At 42.6% G+C, this 20,603-nt stretch carries 18 protein-coding genes; 6 read left to right on the forward strand and 12 right to left on the reverse strand.

Features of this window, described 5'->3' with window-relative positions; translation table 11 throughout:
• The first annotated feature begins 4 nt into the window (after positions 1–4).
• Genes CHJ_RS08615 through CHJ_RS08625 form a run of 3 tightly spaced genes read left to right on the forward strand, consistent with a single transcriptional unit; the run spans position 5 to position 2,946 of the window.
• Complete coding sequence (locus CHJ_RS08615; protein ID WP_317917463.1) at positions 5–1,693, forward strand: ABC transporter permease; 1,689 nt, start codon at positions 5–7, stop codon at positions 1,691–1,693.
• The gene (locus CHJ_RS08620) at positions 1,659–2,309 is read left to right on the forward strand and encodes an ATP-binding cassette domain-containing protein (protein WP_171754359.1); all 651 of its coding nucleotides are present in this window, start codon (positions 1,659–1,661) and stop codon (positions 2,307–2,309) included. The genes CHJ_RS08615 and CHJ_RS08620 overlap by 35 nt, the downstream gene beginning before the upstream one ends.
• Complete coding sequence (locus tag CHJ_RS08625; protein WP_317917464.1) at positions 2,299–2,946, forward strand: CDP-alcohol phosphatidyltransferase family protein; 648 nt, start codon at positions 2,299–2,301, stop codon at positions 2,944–2,946. Before CHJ_RS08620 ends, CHJ_RS08625 begins: the two co-directional genes overlap by 11 nt.
• A gap of 69 nt (positions 2,947–3,015) precedes the next feature.
• On the opposite strand, the gene pepT is transcribed toward CHJ_RS08625, so the two are convergent.
• From pepT to CHJ_RS08645, 4 genes are all read right to left on the reverse strand, one after another.
• Complete coding sequence (pepT, locus tag CHJ_RS08630) at positions 3,016–4,239, reverse strand: peptidase T (RefSeq protein ID WP_317917465.1); 1,224 nt, start codon at positions 4,237–4,239, stop codon at positions 3,016–3,018.
• Between the two features lie 180 nt (positions 4,240–4,419).
• On the reverse strand, positions 4,420–5,352 hold the full coding sequence (locus CHJ_RS08635; RefSeq protein WP_317918098.1) for a class I SAM-dependent methyltransferase: 933 nt from the start codon (positions 5,350–5,352) through the stop codon (positions 4,420–4,422).
• Between the two features lie 5 nt (positions 5,353–5,357).
• Complete coding sequence (locus tag CHJ_RS08640; RefSeq protein WP_317917466.1) at positions 5,358–6,038, reverse strand: TIGR01621 family pseudouridine synthase; 681 nt, start codon at positions 6,036–6,038, stop codon at positions 5,358–5,360.
• 184 nt (positions 6,039–6,222) lie between these two features.
• A complete protein-coding gene (locus CHJ_RS08645; protein WP_171754363.1) occupies positions 6,223–7,656 on the reverse strand; it encodes a sodium-dependent transporter in 1,434 nt (477 codons plus the stop codon).
• A 522-nt stretch (positions 7,657–8,178) separates the two neighbouring features.
• On the opposite strand from CHJ_RS08645, the gene cls reads away from it, so the two are divergent.
• Positions 8,179–9,633: a cardiolipin synthase gene (gene cls / locus CHJ_RS08650; RefSeq protein WP_317917467.1), complete on the forward strand. Its 1,455-nt coding sequence runs from the start codon at positions 8,179–8,181 to the stop codon at positions 9,631–9,633.
• 66 nt (positions 9,634–9,699) lie between these two features.
• On the forward strand, positions 9,700–10,893 hold the full coding sequence (locus CHJ_RS08655) for a cystathionine beta-lyase (RefSeq protein ID WP_171754365.1): 1,194 nt from the start codon (positions 9,700–9,702) through the stop codon (positions 10,891–10,893).
• A gap of 146 nt (positions 10,894–11,039) precedes the next feature.
• Here CHJ_RS08655 and CHJ_RS08660 read toward each other — a convergent pair whose 3' ends face one another.
• The 8 genes from CHJ_RS08660 to pspA form a co-directional block, all read right to left on the reverse strand.
• Complete coding sequence (locus CHJ_RS08660; RefSeq protein WP_317917468.1) at positions 11,040–11,699, reverse strand: PilZ domain-containing protein; 660 nt, start codon at positions 11,697–11,699, stop codon at positions 11,040–11,042.
• Positions 11,700–11,918: 219 nt separating this feature from the next.
• Complete coding sequence (locus CHJ_RS08665) at positions 11,919–12,482, reverse strand: DNA-3-methyladenine glycosylase I (protein ID WP_317917469.1); 564 nt, start codon at positions 12,480–12,482, stop codon at positions 11,919–11,921.
• Between the two features lie 74 nt (positions 12,483–12,556).
• Positions 12,557–15,676 carry an efflux RND transporter permease subunit gene (locus CHJ_RS08670; RefSeq protein WP_301338371.1) on the reverse strand — a complete coding sequence of 1,040 codons (3,120 nt, stop codon included), beginning with the start codon at positions 15,674–15,676 and terminating at the stop codon, positions 12,557–12,559.
• Positions 15,669–16,775, reverse strand: coding sequence for an efflux RND transporter periplasmic adaptor subunit (locus CHJ_RS08675; RefSeq protein ID WP_317917470.1), 1,107 nt, complete (start codon positions 16,773–16,775; stop codon positions 15,669–15,671). Before CHJ_RS08675 ends, CHJ_RS08670 begins: the two co-directional genes overlap by 8 nt.
• A gap of 1 nt (position 16,776) precedes the next feature.
• Positions 16,777–17,811, reverse strand: a complete 1,035-nt coding sequence (locus CHJ_RS08680; RefSeq protein ID WP_317917471.1) for an efflux RND transporter periplasmic adaptor subunit — start codon at positions 17,809–17,811, stop codon at positions 16,777–16,779.
• 141 nt (positions 17,812–17,952) lie between these two features.
• On the reverse strand, positions 17,953–18,345 hold the full coding sequence (gene pspC, locus CHJ_RS08685; RefSeq protein ID WP_171754370.1) for an envelope stress response membrane protein PspC: 393 nt from the start codon (positions 18,343–18,345) through the stop codon (positions 17,953–17,955).
• A complete protein-coding gene (gene pspB / locus CHJ_RS08690) occupies positions 18,338–18,571 on the reverse strand; it encodes an envelope stress response membrane protein PspB (protein WP_171754371.1) in 234 nt (77 codons plus the stop codon). The genes pspC and pspB overlap by 8 nt, the downstream gene beginning before the upstream one ends.
• Positions 18,572–18,583: 12 nt before the next feature.
• A complete protein-coding gene (gene pspA / locus CHJ_RS08695; protein WP_317917472.1) occupies positions 18,584–19,252 on the reverse strand; it encodes a phage shock protein PspA in 669 nt (222 codons plus the stop codon).
• Between the two features lie 192 nt (positions 19,253–19,444).
• On the opposite strand from pspA, the gene pspF reads away from it, so the two are divergent.
• Positions 19,445–20,437, forward strand: a complete 993-nt coding sequence (gene pspF, locus CHJ_RS08700) for a phage shock protein operon transcriptional activator (RefSeq protein WP_317917473.1) — start codon at positions 19,445–19,447, stop codon at positions 20,435–20,437.
• The last annotated feature ends 166 nt before the right edge of the window (positions 20,438–20,603 follow it).

Genomic DNA, 20,603 nt, shown 5'->3' on the forward strand with positions numbered 1-20,603 from the left:
TACTATGCTAAGAGCGGCTTATCTACTTCTCATTGTCGTGTGCATCTTGCCTATCGTTCCCGGAGCGATAGGCGTTGTGCTCTCTTCACTAGGTTATCTGCCGCCAATTGGTTTAACCACCGTCTCATTTGATGGTTTTGCTGCGGTATTCAGTTGGAGTGCGGTGTGGAAATCGATTTCACTCACCTTGAGCAGTACAATACTAAGCAGTGTTATAAGCTGCTTTCTGGCATTTTCGATTATTCAAGGTGCTTGGCATAGTAAGTTTTGGCGCATCATAGAGAAGTCCCTTGCACCACTGCTCGCCATGCCGCATGTTGCCTTTGCCATCGGTTTTGCATTTCTGTTCTCGCCAACCGGTCTGTTTTCTCGCCTATTTGATACACTGTTTGAATTAGATTCTATCTCGTTCTTAGTGAAAGACTCGTTTGGTATTGGTTTATCTTTAGCACTTGCGTTAAAAGAAGTGCCCTTTTTGCTGTTAATGAGCATCCCAATACTAAAGCAACTGAAAATCGATCAGTTAGCAAAAGTCACCACCAGTTTAGGCTATGCGCCTGCACAGTTTTGGTGGAAATGCATCTTTCCACAATGGCTGGTTAAAATCCGTTTTCCACTTATTGCCATTATTGCCTATAGCGCTTCAGTGGTAGATCTAAGTTTGATTCTGGGCCCAACTAATCCGCCGACATTTGCCGTTCTAGTGTGGCAGTGGTTCTCGGAACCAGATTTATCACTGTTCCCAAGAGCGGGGGCAGGTGCTGTGATTTTGTTCTGCCTCTGCTGCCTTTTAATTGCTTTATTAAGGTTCATTGAGTGGTTCGTTATCCAGCATAAAAGAGAGTGGCAGTACTCTGGGCGTAGCGGAAAAATGCTGTCAGGAAAAAACAGTTTCTCGCTACTTTTGTTGATCAATATTTTAATCGTTCCAATCACTCTGCTTTGGTCTTTTGCCGGACGGTGGCGCTTTCCTGATATTGTTCCAAGTCAGTTCACCACAAGGTTCTGGACAACCGAGTGGGCGTCAATATGGCCAACCATCAGCGACAGCTTTTTATTGGCATTTGTCTCTGCAACCTTAGCGCTATTTTTTGCTCTGATTGCTCAGGAGTACCAAAAGAAGCATCATGTGCACATTCCTAAGCTTTTAATTGCGATTCCGATACTGGTTCCTCAACTCTCTCTACTGTTCGGTATCCAAGTTGCCACCTTATACGTAGATAGCAATAACTATCTGCTTTGGGTTATCTGGTCGCATATATTCTTTGCTTTTCCCTATGTTTTCTTAGCGCTAGACGGCCCTTGGCAGAGCTATGATGATGGCTACAGCAAGACGGCATTAAGTTTAGGCAAGTCTCCTTTTTATGTCTGGCTAAAAATCAAAGCCACCATTCTATTTCCTGCCATTATGTTTGCTTGGGCAACAGGGGCAAGTGTTAGCTTAGCGCAATATTTGCCGACATTAATGTTAGGTGCTGGACGCATATCAACCATTACAACTGAGGCCGTCGCACTGTCGAGCGGTTTTGATCGACGAGTGACCTCTATTTATGCTTTATGGCAAGCATTGTTGCCGTTACTCTTTTTTAGCATCGCTTTTTTGCTAAGCAGAGTACAAAACTTATCTTTCTCAAACCATAATAGGAAACCAATAACCAGTGGCTCTTATTCTAAAAAACCTCGTCATCTATAATCGAGAAAAAAATGCCCTATTTGATCCCATTAGCTTTCAGGTTAATCCGGGAGAGACATTAACCTTAATGGGGCCAAGTGGTTGTGGTAAATCGACTCTGTTAAGTGCCATAGCCGGTCACTTAAATGATGAGTTTTGTTATCAAGGTTCTCTATCCCTGAATGAACAAACACTCGACGACAAACCAGCACATAGTCGAGATGTGGGTATCTTGTTTCAAGACGACCTGCTGTTCCCTCACCTATCTGTTTGGGAAAACCTTGCTTTTGCCCTACCCAACTCGGTGAAAAAAGAGCAGCGTAAACAGCAAGCGCTGCAAGCTCTGCAAACGATTCATTTACATAAACTGGCCGACGCTAAGCCAGATCAGCTATCTGGTGGGCAGCGTGCCAGGGTTAGCTTATTACGAATGTTACTGGCAAAGCCTAAAGCCATTCTTCTGGATGAACCTTTTAGTAAACTCGATAAAGAGTTAAGAGAGCAATTTCGAGACTGGGTGTTTGAGCAGATAACACAAGCACAAGTTCCAGCGCTGTTGGTTACGCATGATAGTTCAGATGTTCCGCAATCAAGTCGCTGTCTCGTTTGGCCTTGGAGGGATGAAAATGCTGGATAGATTTGCCATTCAAGTGATTCGCTCACCTCTGGCAATGTGTGCCAAGGTGATTGATCGTGCTGGTATTTCCGCTAATCAAATTACTCTGGCGGGATTTGTCATCGGCTGCTTGGCACTGCCTGCCTTGTACTTCCATTACTACTCAATCGCTCTGCTGTTTATCATTTTAAATCGGATCTTTGATGGTTTAGATGGTGCAATCGCACGTATTCAAGGAATTACCGATTCTGGTGGCTTTCTAGATATCAGTTTGGATTTTCTCTTTTACTCACTGATCCCATTTGGCTTTGTGTTGGCAGATCCAGAAATGAATGCCGTAGCGGGAAGCTTTCTCATTTTTGCATTTATCGGCACCGGCTCTAGCTTTCTGGCATTTGCGGTTATGGCAGGCAAACGGGAAATAGATAATCCCGTCTACAAGAATAAGTCTCTGTACTATATGAGTGGGCTAACAGAGGGCACGGAAACCATCAGCTGCTTTATCCTGTTTTGTCTTTTTCCTGCTTATTTCTCCGTCATCGCGTACGTATTTGGCTTAATGTGTTGGTTTACCACTATCAACCGAATCTGGGCTGGTTTTACAACCTTAAAAGATATTGAGCAGAGAGATGAACAACAAAGTCACGGTATGAATTAGAGACAGAGACAGAATGATGACGTAAATAGGTGGTTTACGCCATCAAATAGATGTTTATAGAAGATGCGGCTATTTACGCGCAACGTTTTCTGCGATTTTTACAATAACGTCAACCGCTTGCTTCATGCCATTAATGGTAATAAATTCATGGATACCATGAAAATTATAACCTCCGGTAAAGATATTAGGGCAAGGTAATCCCATAAAGGAGAGTCTTGCTCCATCGGTTCCACCTCGAATAGGCACGATATCAGGCTCGACTCCACACTCTAACATCGACTGTTTGGCAAACTCGATGATATGTGGATGTGGTTCCACCATCTCTTTCATATTGAAGTAGCTATCATTAATCTCTACGCTAACACTTCCCTTATCTAGCGTGGCGTTCAACTCATCAACTTTGCGGCTGATAAACTGTTTACGCTGCTCAAGACCATCTCGTTCAAAATCACGAATGATGTATTGTAGCTCTGTTTTGGCAATGCCCGATTTAATAGAGGTTAAATGATAAAACCCTTGGTAACCATCTGTGCATTCCGGTGTTTCTTCACTAGGCATAGACAATTGGAAACGTGCAGCAATATTCATTGAATTAACCAAGGTGTCTTTTGCCGTACCGGGATGAACACTCACGCCGTGACAGATAACATTGGCGCTGCTGGCGTTAAAGTTTTCATACTCTAGTTCACCAATGGAGCCACCATCAATAGTATAAGCCCACTCAGCGGCAAATTTTTCCACATCAAACAGGTCTGCACCTCGACCAATCTCTTCGTCTGGTGTAAAGCCGATGCAGATGTCGCCATGGCGAATTTCTGGATGAACCATTAAGTACTCAACCGCCGTTAAAATCTCGGCAATACCGGCCTTATTGTCTGCCCCTAATAAGGTCGTTCCATCTGTGGTAATCAGGTCGTGGCCATGTAAGTCATTCAACTGAGGATATTGAGTTGGCGACAGTTTCTCACCACTATTACCCAAAGCAATCTCCCCACCTTGATAGTTGTTAATGATCTGAGGGCGAACATTTTTCCCTGACTCATCAGGTGCGGTATCCATGTGAGCAATAAAGCCAATGGCAGGAACCTGATCACCACAATTAGATGGCAGCTTCGCCATAAGATAGCCATTGTCATCCAAACTGACGGATGTTAACCCTAATGACTCCATTTCTAATTTTAATTGTTCTGCAAGTTCCAACTGCCCTTCACTACTCGGGCATTGACGATTATCACTGTTCGATTTTGTATCTACCGCAACATAACGTAAAAAACGCTCTACTAAATTTTCCATTATTTCCTCTTATTTTATTTACTTTAACGTGATTAAACGTCAAAGGTGTCTCATTCAGCGACAGACGCGCACCCTAGCCAGCAAAATTGATCATCTTAATCAGTGCTTCGATACGTCCATCTTTATTAACCCGGCATGGATAGTTGAGGACTGATTTCGCCCTCTCGTCACCCATTGAGATTATTTAAATACCAATACTTTTAAGCTGGCGTTTTCATCAACATCAGCAAATTCAGCGGGGTTTTCTAATCGATACTGGTAGCTCAGTTGCGGTGCTTCTAACTGCATTGAGTCAATCAAAAAGTCAGGGGTCACACTAGGCGAGTTAACACAGGCTAATACTTCGCCATTTTCAGTCATTAGTTCAGGCAAACGTCTTAATATTTTTTTGTAGTCTTTGGTTAAAGCAAAACTGCCTTTTTGAAATGATGGCGGGTCAATAACGATTATGTCATAAGGGCCACTCTTGCGGATTTTCCCCCAAGATTTAAATATATCGTGAGCCATAAAACGGACTTTATTCAAGTCATGATGATTTAGACGGTGGTTCTCACGGCCTTTATTCAATGACGCTTTTGCCATATCCACATTCACCACTTGATCTGCACCACCTTCAATAGCCGCTACAGAAAAACCGCAGGTATAAGCGAACAAGTTCAACACGTTCTTGTTATGACTTCTTTCTTGCAACCATTCCCGCCCTAATCGCATATCTAAGAACAGACCAAGATTCTGATTTCTTCCTAAATCCAACTGATATTTAAGGCCGTTTTCTATTCCAATAGGGTGGCTTTCGACGTCACCAAAAACAACTTGCGACGGCGCACCATTCTCATAACGGTGTTGGAGCAAAATTGACTTGCCAAGTTTCTCTTGCCATAACGCGGTTTTGGCTAATGCTTCTAGCGACTGAAGCAAGGTTTGCAGAAACAGCTCATCGACAGGTTTAAATAGTGCAACCACTAAGTGGCCTTGAAGCCAATCACACGTTAACTGCTCCAATCCCGGCCATTGCTGACCTCGGCCATGAAACAGACGACGCAGCTCATTTGGCGTGTGTTCTAGTTGTTCAATAATATGATTATAAAAAGTTGATATTTGTTGATGATTCATAGGGTTTACTTGATTTTTGGCCAATCTAATTGCCATGGTTTATCCCACTGACTTATGCACTTTTGTGCTTCCGAAGAGAGCCATTTTTCGCCATCAGTAGGGTGTGAGATAAAACTGTAATCCATGCCATCTAAACGAAAACGCATAGCATAGGCATGCAAATAGCCTCTATCAGTCTTAGATTTGGTATTGTAAATAGGATCACCAAGAATAGGCGAACCAATCGAGTTTAATGCCACTCGAATTTGATGTGTTTTCCCGGTATAAGGTTTACAAATGAACCAACGTTCACCTTGTTGCCCTGCTTGAGAGAAAAACTGAGTAATGGCCGGGTTTACATTACTTTTGAGTAGCTTCCATGATGCTCGTCGAGAGCGTTCCATGTCACCAATAATGCTGCCCTGTTTCTTTTTAGGCTTGCTCTCACCAATAGCGAGATAATATTTTTCTATCTTTCTAGTGGCAAACAGTTCAGATAACTGTTTTGCTGCGTGAGAATGTTTCGCTAATAGCAGTAAGCCCGATGTCATTTTGTCTAGACGATGAACCAGATATAGTTTGTCGCACTTAATCGCCCTTGCGACCTCACACAACAACATAGTGTCTCCATCATCTTTATGGACGCTAATCCCTTGATGTTTATTGATCACTATAAAGTCATCGTACTGATAAAGAATATCAAACATAGTAGCCACTCCTTTATGGAGGCTGAGTATATACCTCTTTCTATGCATTGCGCGATATTTTCTTCTCTCGTTACATGAAAACAGCGAATAAGATGAAATAATAGACAACGAAAAAGCGGGAGCCATTACTGGCTCCCGCTTATTAATACACTCTTTATGTAATAAAGGTTTTAGCTCACGACAACTATAGTTTCTTAGAGAAGAGACCCGTCAACGCGATGATACCAATACCTAGCAACATGATTTCCCCTTTACCACTGTCAAAGCCACTCTTAATACCAGAGAAAGCAACGATAGCGATAGCAAATGGAATCACATATTTTACTAAGTTGTACCATAAGCCAAATAGTGGGAATGATACTTTACCGTCATTGGTGATCTCTTTTTCAAGTTCTTCACGAGTCAGTCTCCAGCCAGCGAAGATACAAACCAGCATACCACCCACAGCAAGGAAGATTTTGTCTGTCAACAAGTCAAAGATATCAAATGCACCGGTACCAAACAGCTGAGGTCCAACGCCACCCAACGACAGAGAAGCGAAGACACACAGAACAGCCATTACAGAACTTGCTGTTAGAACTGCCGTTGTACGTTTCATGCCTTTCTCATCAATTAGGTATGAAACCACAACTTCTAGTAGAGAAACAGACGATGTTAATGCCGCAACACTTAAACCAATGAAGAATAGCAACGCAAGCAGTACGCCAATGATGCCACCCATTTCAGCAAACAATTGAGGTACAACAACGAATACAAGACCCGGACCAGCCGCTGGTTCCATATTGAAAGCGAACATCGCAGGGAACATCGCCAAACCAGCTAAAATAGCAACACCGGTGTCCATAGCGGTTACCATCGCAGTAGTCTGAACTAGGTTTTCCTTCTTCTTAAGGTAACTACCATAAGTCATCATACAACCCATACCAAGGCTTAATGAGAAGAATGCTTGTCCTAGCGCCGCTAATACAACGTCACTATTTACTTTAGAGAAGTCAGGTTTGAATAGGAACTCTAAACCAGCCGTCGCACCTGGCAGGCTTAAGCCTTTCACTGCAACTAAAATTAAGATGACGAAAAGTAGAGGCATCAAAATCTTACCGGCTTTCTCAATACCGCCTGAGATACCTTTTACTACCACGACAATGTTAAGTAGCAGGTAGAAGCCCATCCACATTAGTGGTTGAACAGGATCAGAGATGAATCCGCCAAATGAGTCGCCAATAGCGGCTGGAGTACTGAGCAATCCAGTTGCTATCTTATAGATGTAAGCAACGGCCCATCCACCAACAACAGGATAGAAACCCATTATCAAAAGACCAGCAAATACACCCATCACACCGACAAACGTCCAACGGCGATCGGTTGTCTTAATTGCACCAACCGCTGATACACCTGATTTACGGCCAATAGCGAATTCGGTCAGCATGACACTAAAACCGATAAAGATAACGAATAACAGGTAAATAGCGACAAATGCACCACCGCCACTCTCTCCTGCTGTGTACGGGAATTTCCAGATATTACCCAGACCAACAGCTGAACCTGCTGCGGCCATAACGAAGCCTAATTTTGATCCCCAGGTATCACGGGGTTTTGTGGTTGTATTACTTGTTGCCACGGTTACTCCAAATATTCTGTTGTGTTTGCATATTTTTATTAGGCGTCTATAAAAAGGAATAAGTGTAAACTATACTGTACACCATTCTAAAAAATGATTAGCGCCCTATCAGTAGCAAGTAAAACAGTTTGCGAGTAAAATTGAAAGCCCAATGAGTGTATTTTTCGTTAAATTATCTAATTATTAATGTTAAATGCTCTAAATTTGAACAATATCAAATTTCTCTCCTATCTTTGGCTATATTCAGCCAATAATTAACTGATCGCATATCTACCTCGTGAATATTCGACTCAATTGGCAATTTTTCATCAATTTCTCCCATCTACCGATTCACAAACAGTCAACAAATCATTAAATTTAACATTTTTATAAACGATTTTTACAAACAAACCGATCAATATAACCCGTTGTTAAAATTTGTCATATCATCCATGCAACGGCATGGGTATACTAAGATTTGTTGAAAAACATGCGCGTAAAATCAACAGACCCTAGCCTTGCTATAACCACAACAGAGAGCATATGGAACAGTTTTATCAACTATTGGCACTGATTGGTGTTGGCTTGTACTGGATATTGGTTGCCGGTGTTACTCTACGAGTCGTATTGCGAAGAAGAGCAGTCAGTGTTTCATTAGCATGGCTGATGATCATCTATATCATTCCTGTTTTAGGTGTATTTTGTTACTTCCTATTTGGTGAGCTCAATCTAGGCCGTAAACGCGCCCAACGTGCTCATGAAATGTTTAGTCACTACGAAGATTGGTTCAATCAACTGCACGACTGTCAAGCTCATCTACCGGACTTAATGAGTCCTCAAATAACCAAGATTGATGAGCTCTGCACCAATAGAATGGGGATTCCTGCTCTCTGTGGTAATAACCTGTCTCTACGAAGTTCTCCTAGTAACATCTTACGTTCAATTATCGAAGATATTGAATCCGCCCAATCGCACATTCGCATGGTGTTTTATATTTGGAACCATGGCGGCCTCGTTGATGCGGTAGGTTCGGCACTCATTCGTGCCGCCAAACGAGGTGTTGATGTAAAAATCTTACTCGATTCTGCTGGGAGTCATCGTTTCTTCCGCAGTCATTGGGTCGACATGATGACCAAATCAGGCATCAAAATAGAGCAAGCATTAGCAGTAAGCCCATGGCGGGTCTTTTTACGACGACTAGATTTACGTCAACACCGAAAAATCATTGTTATTGACGAGCAAGTTGCTTATACCGGCTCTATGAACATGGTTGATCCGGCCTTCTTTAAACAAAATGCTGGGGTTGGAGAGTGGATAGATGTCATGGTTCGTATCACAGGGCCAACAGTCAATGTCTTATCGGCAATCCACGCTTGGGATTGGGAAGTAGAAACTGGAGAGCGCATTTTACCGCAACTTCCCCACTGTGTAATACCTCAGACAGAGAACCCTCTCCCTGTTCAAGTTGTGCCTTCCGGTCCCGGAATGCCGGATAACTTAATTCAACAAGTATTAACCCTCACTATTAATCAAGCACAAGAATCGGTGCGGATAACAACACCCTACTTTGTTCCCAGCGAAGAACTTCTTGAAGAGCTAAAAATGACCGCTCAACGAGGGGTGAAAGTCGATATTATTCTGCCTAAGAAAAATGACTCTGTTATGGTTCAGTGGGCTTCTCGAGCATTCTATGAAGAACTTTTGCAGTGCGGTGTAAGAATATATGAGTTTGAAGGCGGTTTACTGCACACAAAATCAGTGGTGGTGGATGGAATATACTGCTTGGTAGGCACAGTAAACCTTGATATGAGAAGCCTTTGGCTGAATTTTGAGCTGACCCTAGCAATAGATAACGTAACGTTTACAAAGCAGATGTCAGAACTGCAGCAGAGTTATGCGGATTTATCGGTCCCTGTTAGCCTTGAAGAATGGCGGCAGCGAAAAATGTACTATCGCTTTTTAGAAAGGATATTTTTCTTGTTTAGTCCGCTGCTATAACACTTGCCATCTTTGTTACAACATGGTTTAAATAGTGTTATACCGCTTACAGAATAGGAAAGTTCGATGACCGAACATAAGCAAACAAAAATGGTCACCGCTGGTCGCAGCAAAAAATGGACTAATGGCGTAGTAAACCCTTCCGTACAACGCGCTTCCACGGTTGTTTTTGATACCGTTGCAGAAAAGCAGCACGCCACTAAAAACCGAGCAAAGCAAACCCTCTTTTATGGTAGACGTGGCACCAGCACTCATTTTGCCTTGCAAGATGCCATGGTAGAAATTGAAGGTGGTGTTGGCTGTGCGCTATACCCTTGTGGTGCAGCCGCTATCACCAATGCCATACTGGCATTTGTTAAAACCGGTGATCACATCTTGATGGTGGATACCTGCTACGAGCCAACTCGCGATTTTTGCCAACAAGTGCTAAAGAGAATGGGCATTGAAACCACCTATTATGATCCTCTAATCGGCGAAGGCATTGCTGAACTGATTCAACCTAATACACGGGTTCTATTTCTTGAGTCTCCGGGCTCTATCACGATGGAAGTGCAAGATATCCCGACGTTGAGTCATATCGCCCATCAGCACGATCTCGTGGTAATGCTCGATAATACCTGGGCTGCTGGTGTTAATTTCTCACCGTTTGAATTTGGCGTAGATATTTCCATTCAAGCAGGTACAAAATATATTGTCGGCCATTCAGATGTAATGCTGGGAACGGCGGTTGCCAATCAACGCTGTTGGGATAACTTAAGAGAACAGAGCTACCTGATGGGACAATGCATCTCTCCTGATGATGCTTATCTTGGCTTACGAGGTCTTCGTACTCTTGATGTACGATTAAAACAGCATCAACAGAATAGTATCACCGTTGCACAATGGCTCGCAGAGCGACCAGAGGTCGACCATGTAAGGCATCCCGCGATGAGCAGTTGTCCCGGACACGAGTTTTTCTTGCGTGATTTTACTGGCAGCAATGGACTATTTTCATTTGTGTTAAATACCAGCAACAGCAAAGCGACAACCGCTCTGCTTGATGGAATGAAACACTTTAGTATGGGTTACTCTTGGGGGGGATTTGAAAGCTTGATTTTGGCCAACGAACCGAGCTCATTTAATGCACTTAGAACCGTGGCTCATCCAAAGTTCACTGGTACCCTCATTCGTTTGCATATCGGTCTTGAAAATGTAGATGATTTAATTTTAGATCTTGAACAGGGTTTAGCTCGATACGCACAAGTACTGTCAGAGCAGTAACGATACTACATTCTACGGCATGAATCCGTAGCACAGAGCAGGAGTCAATAAAGCCCACCCTTTGGCACCGTCCTGCACCATCAGGTCACTTAAATAAAAAACGTCGGCATTTCTGCTGACGTTTTTACATTCAAATCAATCACTTTTTAATGATCCAATACGACATGCTGTAGTACTTCTAATCTCAACTCGTCGGATATATCCAGATAATGGTCAAATTCAATGCCTAACACAACACCATCCAACTGTTTCCGGAAGTTGACGACTGAACATTTAGGGTGAACGTTTTGTAGATGCTCTATTTCGGGATCAACAGCAATCTCTGTCCCTATCTCTACCTCTAACGGCTCTTTGATGAGCAATGCACATCCAGAGATAGAAATATCTAGCAGTTCAGCACGGTAGTTTTTCTTGCCAATTTTTGCCGATGCACCAATATGCACCTTAAAACGTCGGTTTTCTCGAATGGGCTTACTTTCAACTGCTACCGGATAGTTAACAAACATCAACCAAGTACCAAATAACTTTATACCCGCTATTCGAGACTTAAATGCAATAACATGCCCTTCTTCGGTATCTGCCATACCACGAACAACAACAGATACATTATTCACTTTGCGAACAACTAACTCTTCCATTGAGCGGTTATTCAATTCAAAAATTAAGAAGTTATTCTCTTTTAAGCCAACAAACTGGCAACCAACCGTATATTGATCTTTTGGACCAAAACTTATAACTGCAGAAAGCCGCATACCAAACTGAAGGTACTTCTTAAGGTCATGCAATGTTGGTTCAGCCACGCTCATTCAATACAACCTAGTTTAAGGTTTCTAACCGTCTCTATTCATTTACTAGATTATTCTGCTTTCAAATCAGAACCTTGATCTACAGCCAATACAATCTAGGTGGACAAGCACTTAAAGATTACTTGAGTATAAGTATATTAGAATATCCAATATATAATTGAGGTCAATATATATTAACTATAGATATAAACGTTGTATTTATCCTTAACACTGTCGACGCTATTTACTCATTTTACTTGGACAGTCAATTAAATGGTCATCGACCATTCCTACCGCCTGCATAAACGCATAACAGATGGTTTCCCCGACAAATTTGAAGCCTCTTTTTTTCAAAAATAGACTCATTTGCTTAGATTGTTCCGTTGATGTCGGCACCTCTTCCATTGAGTTCCAGTGATTTACCATCGGCTCTGATCCAACAAACTGCCAGAGTGCCTTGGAAAGCGAACCATACTCTCGTTGCAGCTCAATCGCCGCTCTCGCGTTTGAGAAAACCGACGCGATTTTGCCTTTATGTTTAACCACATCAAAGTTGGCGATGATGTGTGCGACATTGGACTCATCTAATTTCGCAAGCTCTTCGATATTATAGTGCTGAAATGCCTCCCTATAACCCTCTCGCTTCTTCAGTATGGTTATCCAGCTCAGTCCTGCCTGAGCTCCTTCTAACGTAATAAACTCAAACAAGACTCTATCGTCATATACGGGTACTCCCCACTCCGCATCATGATATTCTTTTTCCAATACATGGTTCATCGCCCATGCACATCTTCTATCTGTCATTGTTCTTCTCCAAAAAGACGACCTCCAAATAAAGAGAGGTCGTCGTATATCTATCATTTTGTCAGCGAATTGGCTCAGCTAGGGTCAATAAGTTTAACCTTATGGAAAATCTTATACAGCACTGGAACCACGATTAACGTCAGAATAGTCGCAAACCCTAAACCGAACATGATGGTGACGGCCATAGGTTTAAAGAATGTATCAGGCAATAGTGGCACCATACCTAAGATAGTGGTAATGGCTGCCATGCAGACTGGCCTAACACGACTCAGCGCGGCATCAATTACGGCATCATATGGAGCTTTACCCGATTTCATCTCAATTTCAATCTGGTCCAGTAGCACAATGCCATTTTTGAGTAACATGCCTGACAAACTTAAGAAACCAAGTAACGCCATAAAGCCAAATGGTGTATCCAATAACAATAAACCAGACGCCACTCCAATAACGGCAAGGGGCACAGTAAACCAGACGATTAAAGGTTCCTTCACCGAGTTAAACAGGAATACCGTAACCAAGAACATAAACAGATAACCCAGCGGCATAGTGCTAAATAGTGATTCCTGTGCGTCACTGGATGATTCGTATTCTCCACCCCACTCTAGCGAATAACCAGCTGGCATCTCTATCGCATCTATTTGACTCATTAATCGTTTCTGAAGTGTCGCCGCGGTTTCCTCTCCTAAAATATCCGGATCCGCCATTATCGTTAACATACGTTTGCGGTTTTTTCTTATGATCAATGGGTCTTCCCAGCGAATGTCATACCCTAGCGTCACTTGTTGTAGCGGGATATATTCTCCAATGGCGGCACTCCATATCTTCATACTCTCGATGTTATTAATGTTCTCTCTTTCATTTTCAGGCAGCCTCGCCACAATTGGCATCAGCGTCGTACCGTCTCGATATACACCAATAGATTTACCTGAGAACGACATACTCAAGAAATCATCAATATCAGATTTGGTAACGCCATATCGACGAGCCTGACTTTCATTAAATATAGGTTCAATGACTTTGGTTCTTTCACGCCAGTCATGGCGGACATTGGTTGCCATTGGATCCGCATACATAATATCCATCACTTGTCTGGCGATGCCTCGTAAAATAGTAGGGTCGGAACCAACAATTCTCGCCTCTATTTTCGCCCCTCCGCCGGGACCCAGTTCGATTTTTTTCAACTTGTAATTCACTTCTGGATAATGATTTTCGATATGAGTTCTGAACCTTCTCATCAAATCATCCAGTACATCAGCAGACGTTACCCTTGTTGCGATTTCACCATAGGCAGAGTAACTTTTTTCTGGTGCATAAGTGAGCATAAACCGCTGCAAACCTTTCCCGGCAGTTGTCGTGATATGCTCAACACCTTGCTGTTCAGAAAGCCACGACTGCAACTGTTTCAGCTTATCGTTTGTCGCTCTAATATCGGTACCTTCTGGCAACCAGATATCCGTCATAAATAGCGGTGTTGTAGAGGAAGGGAAAAAGGATTGTTTTACCTGGGTAAAGCCATAAAGGCTTGCCGCAAGCATAACCACAAGCGTCGCCACCGTTATCCATGCCCGGTGCATGCAAAACTCTAAGAAACGTCGATAGACCACAAATATAATGCCATTATATGGGTCATGTTCTTCCGTGTCGTTATCCCCTGATTGTGGTTTAGTTTCTTTAAAAAATAGATTGGCAAAGAAAGGGGTCAGTGAGATTGCTGTAAACCAGCTCAACATGAGTGAGATAAGCAGAACCGTGAAAAGCGTACCGCAATATTCACCGGTGGCATCGTCTGATAAACCAATAGGAGCAAAAGCGGTCACCGCAATTACCGTTGCGCCTAAAAGCGGCCATTTGGTTTGGGTGACAATGTCCGTCGCGGCTTGTATTCTGGTTCTTCCTTTTTGACAGCCTATCAGTATCCCTTCCACAACCACAATAGCATTGTCCACCAACATCCCTAATGCAATAACAAGTGCGCCGAGTGATATTCGTTGAAGCTCGATTCCCATATACTGCATGAAAATAAAGGTTCCCAAAACGGTGAGTAATAGAATCAATCCTATTAAAACACCAGAACGAACCCCCATAAAAAAGAGCAGCACCACAATAACAATCGCTACTGCTTGCCCTAAGCTAACAACAAAGCCACTAACCGATTTATCCACCTCGTTTGGTTGGCTATACACTTCCGAGATTTCAATGCCAATTGGCTGCTGGAACTTAAGCTCCGCTAATCGACGATTAAAGCGTTTGCCTACTTCAACAACATTGACACCTGAACTAAATGAAACCCCGAGATTGAGCGCTAATCGCCCGTTATAGTTGATAATGTTGCTAGGAACTTCGACATAGCCTCGTTTAACTGTCGCCACATCTTTCAGGAAAATAAGCCCTTGAGCGCCCCCTTCCGTCAAAATAAGATCACCTAGCTGCTCGACATCTTCGAACTCACCTGTCGGATGGATACGAATATATTCATCACCAATCCTCAACGCTCCTGCATCAGAAACGACATTTTGCGTGGATAGCAGGTTAAAGATGGTGTTTGGAGCGATGCCTAAAGAACTCAGCCTTTTCATCGAAACTTCCAGAAAAACTTGTTCTTGCTGTTGGCCTGACACATTGACCTTACCAACCCCGTCAATCAACTCTAACTCTCGGCGCAAGTAGTCAACGTAGTCTAACAACTCTTTGTAGGAGTATCCTTCCCCAGATACTGCCAGCAAAATACCAAATACATCACCAAAATCATCAACCACTAAAGGAGCATTGACCCCCGGTGGCAGTTGTGCAGTGAGATCATTCACTTTCCGTCGTAATTCATCCCATATTTGTGGTAAATCGTCAGGGCCATAATTGTTTTTCATTGTGACGGTTATTTGAGATAAACCACGACTGGAAATTGAATTCACTTCGTCCACATACACCAGTTGCTGAATCTCTTTCTCAATGGGGTAAGTCACCTCTTCTTCAACTTGAACCGGTGTAGCTCCCGGGTAGTTGGTGACTACCAAGGCATCTTTTATGGTAAAAGCGGGATCTTCCAAACGCCCAAGTTCAAAGAATGCCGACGCGCCACCAATTAAGAAAATAAGAGAGAGCATCCAACTAATGACGCTATTTTTGATAAAATAAGCGGCTATCCCCTTAGTATCGTCTGTTGAGTGGTCTGCTGATTGGTCCATTTTATCACTCATCGCCTTCACTCCCTGTTGACAGTTCGTTTACTAACTCCACTTTCATTCCATCTCTTAGCCTCGAGACACCAGCAACAACGATACTGTCACCTTGAGTTAACCCGCTAACTACCTGAACTTTTTTGTAATTGACTTTTCTTGTGACCACCTTAGTTTTACTAACACTATTATCTTTACCAACAACCCAAACGTATTTATTCAATCGATCTAGGTCTTCACCGTCAGGGGTAAATACCGCTTCTATTGGGATAGAAATTAACTGAGATGCCGAGTTTAAATCACCAATGCCGCCTTGTATTGGGGCAACATCCACCGCCATACCGTCTAGAACGATGTCATTTTCAGGCATTGGCATGGTTAGAGTGACGGTATACGTTGCACTCTCTGCATCTTGCTCTGTGGTATATTCTTTTAGCGACGCTCGGTAAGTATTACCATTGTTGAGGCGCACATCCGCTTGAACTTGTTGATAGTCATAATCGCTTGGCGAGCCCGCAAATAACTTGTCTGGCACCTGAATAACAATATCAACTTGTTTAGGGTTGTGAATATTGACCACCTGCTGACCAATATTAATATTCTCAAACTGTTCAACATTCACTCGAGAAATCAAGCCGTCATAGGGTGCATTTAAAGTGGTAAATGAGAGCTGTAAACTGGCAAGGTCCAGTTCAGATTTTGCTATCATGCGTTGAGCGGCTAACTCATCAAATTGCGATTGTGCAAGCAAACCTTTTTTAACTAACTGTTCAGAACGCTTATATTGACTGTTTGCGACTGAATAGGAGGCTCTGGCATTATCAACCGCTAACTGATAATCCGTTGGATCAATCTCCGCAATCAACTGTCCTTTAGTGACTCTGTCACCATCGCGAACCATCAGCTTGCTGACTTCGCCCGAGACCCTAAAACTTAACCTAGCTCTATCAGCTGCATTTGCAATCGCGGGAAAAAACATTCGATCGTCGACACCTGTCGTTGATCCTACTTTAACCACTTTCACTTTAGCAATGGCGGGTACTTTTTCAGGCCCGTTGTCTTTACACCCCGCGACAATGCCCAATAAAGAGAGGATACAAACTATCGTTTTAACTCGCATATTATAACCCTCTCTCTTTTATCCACTCACGAACCTTCATTCCGGCTTCAATCTCTGCAACACCGGAAACAATGATTAAATCACCATCGTTTAATCCAGAAAGAACTTCGCCTTTGTCCCCTAGCGACACTAATGTCTGTTCCGTGATCCCTTCTTCGTTTACCTGCCATACATACAGTTTGCCGTCTTGTTGAAAAAGTGCGGATTCAGGGATAGGGGTAACTCCCCCTTTGGGAATTAATATCTTTATTTGTCCTGACATTCCCGGCAATACGCCAACATCTTCAGGACGCTTCATAATCATTGTGGCTTTATAACTGCCTGTTTTAGGATCGGCTTCGGTATCCAACTCTTGAAGCTGCACAGAAAATGACTCTTGAGGGAATGAATCGAAAGTCATGGTGGCTTTTCTGTTCATCGCGTACTCAAAACGAGATAGCAAATAGTCTGGCACTTGAAAAACAACTTTAAGTAACTGAGTAGTTTGAATATTCATTACTGGTTGATTGGCATTGATGAATTCAAACTCCTCAACATTCACTATTGAGACGCTTCCATCATAAGGGGCGATTAACTGGGTATAACCAAGATTGGCACTTGCTTGGTCAAACGAAGCACTGGCCGATTTATAATTGGCCTGAGCTTTATCAAAATCTTGCTCAGATACCACTTGATCCTTTCGAAGCTTACTCATTCGCTTAAACTGAACGTTAGCCAGCTCGAAGTTTGCTTCTGCCTGTTTTTTTAGCAGAGAGTATTTGTCCGGATTAAGTGCCGCAAGGACATCCCCTTGTTTGACATTTTGCCCAGCACGCACCTTTAAAGACGTTAACTGCCCTGGCACTCTAAATGCCAAAACAGCTTTATCCCCTGCTTCAGCAACAGCAGGAAATGTGCGTAATAAATCACGATTACCGACAGTAACCGTTAATAATTTGGCGGGACGAGATTCTGGTTCAGGTACAGGAGGGGCTTTATCTTTACAGCCAATAAGAAAAGTGACTGATATTATCAGATAAGTTAATGACTTGTGCATACCACATCATCCATGTTGATTAGCGTTTTAATTAACATAGATGAATATGCAAAGAGATGCCAGTGTTCGACCCTTTAACTTACTGATATATAAGCTGGATCATAAAAACAACTGGCATCCAATTATTTTGTCAATATGAGCTTACAAGTTGTTAAACTCTCTATTAACTTTAAACCGGTCTGACGTGACATATGCTTCAACTGTTCGTATCTGCTTTTCCACGGTATTTAGATCATGTTCAACGTTTAACAACAATTTCTCTGGCGTCTGTCCTGACTGCCAAGGCTTGTTTTTAATTGTATGATCTTGCTTAGATTTTATGGTTTCCTGATAATCATACGGCTGTTTTTCTAACATCAAGGTGAACGCCACATAAGCCAAGATAACCAGAAAACTTCCACCTAACAAAGCAGCAGATACCACCAGTATCCTAACCAACCAGATCTCCGCACCAAAATAGTTAGCGATACCGGCGCACACACCTGTTAACTTACCATTGACGGGATCTCGATACAGCTGCCTATTATTAGTCATAATGTTGTCTCCAACTTGGTGACTCAGAGTCGAGTATTTTTTCTAACGTTACAACTCTTGTCTGTAACTGCTCTGCTTTATTCGATAAAGATTGCAGCTTCTCATAATCTTCAGTTGTTAGACCATGCTCAGACTTCTTCTTACTTCGATAATGAAGAAATAACCAAAGCGGTGCTACAAAAATCAAAAATACAATGATTGGCCCAGTAATTATTGCCGCTGTCATAGTTACACCTTATTATTTTTCGTTATTCATCTCTTGCTTCATTCTTTCTAGTTCTTGCTCGATACCATCTTGCGCTTGCAAATTTGCGAACTCTTCATCAAGAGATTTAGCTTTGCCTGACAATTCATAGCTATCTGCTTCCGCTTCGAGTTGATCTATTTTTCTTTCATACTGTTCAAACTTAGACAGAGCTTCTGCCGTTCTGCTGGTATGAAGGTGTTTCTGCACATCTCTTCGGCTACCGGCGGTTTCACGACGAATAACTAAAGCCTGCTGCTTAGCACGAGTTTCATTTATTTTCGCTTCTAACTTACCAATTTCACTTGTTAGTTTGTTGATGGTTTCTTCGACCAACGTTTGCTCAGTATGCAAGCCTTTAATGACATCTTGCAACTTCTGCTTCTCTATCAAAGCCGAACGGGCAAGATCTTCTCTCTGTTTTGTTAATGCCAGGCTAGCTTTTTGCTGCCAATCATTAATTTGTGAATCTATGCTGTCGACTCTACGCGCCAACTCTTTTTTGTCCGCTATCGCTTTGGCTGAGTTGGTTCTTACTTCAACCAATGTATCTTCCATCTCTTGAAGTATAAGGCGTATCATCTTCTCTGGATCTTCTGCTTTATCCAGCAAAGCGCTAATGTTTGAGTTTACGATGTCGGCAAAACGCGAAAATATACCCATGATGAAGCTCCTGTTTCTGTCTTTCATTACAATAATTTTTGTGCTGATGCGTTTTACATTCCAATAATTGTGCCAACTATTAATTCCATTATATATCAACAAGATAAGTTAAACTCGTTAATATCACCATTCCATGCTACGATGAATATAACCAACTTTTGGTTAATTTAACCAAGCTTATGAGGCAGACGGATGGAACAACAAACCCTAATTGGCGAATCACCGAGTTTTTTATCTGTGCTCGACAAAGTATCTCGCCTTGCGCCGATAGAACGTTCCGTCCTAATCATTGGTGAAAGAGGAACAGGCAAAGAGCTTATCGCGCAACGGCTGCATTACTTGTCTCGGCGTTGGGATAACCCCTTAGTCACTTTAAACTGCTCCAGCTTAAACGACAGCCTTATTGACTCTGAACTCTTTGGCCACGAAGCAGGTTCATTTACCGGTGCAAAAAACCGACATCTGGGACGGTTTGAACGAGCGGAAGGAGGAACTCTATTTTTGGATGAACTTGCTACCGCACCTCTTTCCGTACAAGAAAAGTTATTGAGAGTCATCGAATATGGCCAATATGAACGTGTCGGAGGCAGTAAAACACTCAACGCCAATGTTCGGCTCATCTGTGCAACCAATGCCAATCTTCCTCTATTAGCTGAGCAAAACAAGTTTCGGGCGGATCTGCTCGATAGGCTGGCATTTGATGTGGTTCATCTCCCCCCGTTAAGGGAGAGAGAAGAAGACATTATGATTCTTGCTCAGCACTACGCCATCAAAATGTGTCGGGAACTCGAGCTACCTCTATTTGTTGGCTTTAGCCAATATGCACAGCAACAACTATCGGCCTATACTTGGCCGGGAAATATCCGTGAACTTAAAAATGTAGTCGAACGAGCCGTTTATCAGCATGGCAAATCGGAGTACCCTATTGAAGAGTTGATCATCGATCCTTTTGTACAGCAGTGGGACCGGACGACCGTTGTTCAAGAAGAGAGTAATGAACCGGTGGCCGATGATATGAATTTTGACTTTCCTATTGATTACAAACAGTGGCAAGAGTCTTTAGATATAAAATTACTCAATAAAACGTTAGCTGAAGCAAGACATAACAAACGTATCGCAGCAGAGTTGCTAGGACTCAGCTATCATCAGTTAAGAGGTATGCTGAGGAAATACAATTTGTCTTAAGTGACATATCAGCGATCAGGTTGACTGCACAGCTGATGCTTGCCTTAGAATCATTTTAGCGGCTTGTTCTGCAACTAAGCAATTCTCGCTGAGCAAGCAGCTTAAGGTCACTTGAGTAGATATAAAAGCGATAACTTTAGCTCTATCAGCTATATATCCTTGGTCT

Source organism: Vibrio sp. MACH09, assembly GCF_033238805.1.
Classification (GTDB): Bacteria; Pseudomonadota; Gammaproteobacteria; order Enterobacterales; family Vibrionaceae; genus Vibrio.